Raw genomic sequence first — 1,095 nt, 5'->3', positions numbered from 1 at the left:
CACGAGGCGGTGTTCTACACGTCCGGGCGCACCAGCAATGAAGCGGCGTTCGTGTACCAGTTGATGATCCGGGCGTTCGGGACGAACAACCTCCCGGACTGCTCGAACATGTGCCACGAATCGTCGGGTAGTGCGTTGGTGGAGACGATCGGGATCGGGAAGGGGTCGGTGTCGGTTCCCGACCTCGAGAACGCCGACCTGATCCTGATCGCCGGGCAGAACCCGGGCACCAACCACCCGCGGATGCTCTCGACCCTGGAGAAGGCGAAAGCGAATGGGGCGAAGGTGATCGCGATCAACCCGCTGCCGGAGGCCGGGTTGATGCGGTTCAAGGATCCGCAGAAGGTGCACGGTGTGGTCGGGGACGGTGTGCAGATCGCGGACGAGTTCCTGCAGATCCGGATCGGCGGCGACCAGGCCCTGTTCCAGGGTGTGGGCCGGTTGCTGCTCGAGGCGGAGGACCGCAATCCCGGGACGGTGCTGGACCGGGACTTCATCGACCGGCACACCGCAGGCTTCGAGGAGTGCGCGGCGCATCTGCGGCAGGTCGATCTGGGCACGGTGGCGGCGGCGACCGGGCTGACCCTCGCGCAGATCCAGCAGACGGCGGACGCGTTGATCTCCTCGAAGAAGACCATCATCTGCTGGGCGATGGGGTTGACCCAGCAGACGCACGGGGTCGCGACCATCCAGGACGCGGTGAACCTGCTGCTGTTGCAGGGGATGATCGGCAAACCCGGGGCCGGGGTGTGCCCGGTCCGCGGGCACTCGAACGTGCAGGGCGACCGGACGATGGGCATCTGGGAGAAGATGCCCGAATCGTTCCTGACCGCGCTGGACGCCGAATTCGGAATCCGGTCACCGCGGGAGCACGGCCTGGACGCGGTCGACTCGATTCGGGCGATGCGGGACGGGAAGGCGTCGGTGTTCCTCGGAATGGGCGGCAACTTCGTCTCGGCGACCCCGGACACCGAGACCACCGAGGCCGCGCTGCGCGGGTGCGCGCTGACGGTGCAGGTGTCGACGAAACTGAACCGCTCCCACCTGGTGACCGGGCGGACCGCGCTGATCCTGCCCTCGTTGGGCCGCACCGAC

The 1,095-nt window shown here is 67.4% G+C and carries 1 protein-coding gene; it reads left to right on the top strand.

What is annotated here, in order from left to right; all coding sequences use genetic code 11:
- On the top strand, window positions 1-1,095 hold a 1,095-nt coding region (locus tag AZG88_RS31925), incomplete at both ends, for a molybdopterin-dependent oxidoreductase (RefSeq protein ID WP_156517670.1).

This window comes from Rhodococcus sp. LB1, assembly GCF_001583455.1.
Classification (GTDB): Bacteria; Actinomycetota; Actinomycetes; order Mycobacteriales; family Mycobacteriaceae; genus Rhodococcus_F; species Rhodococcus_F opacus.
The sequence above is the reverse complement of the archived record's forward strand: the minus strand, read 5'-3'. Positions and strand labels throughout refer to the sequence as shown.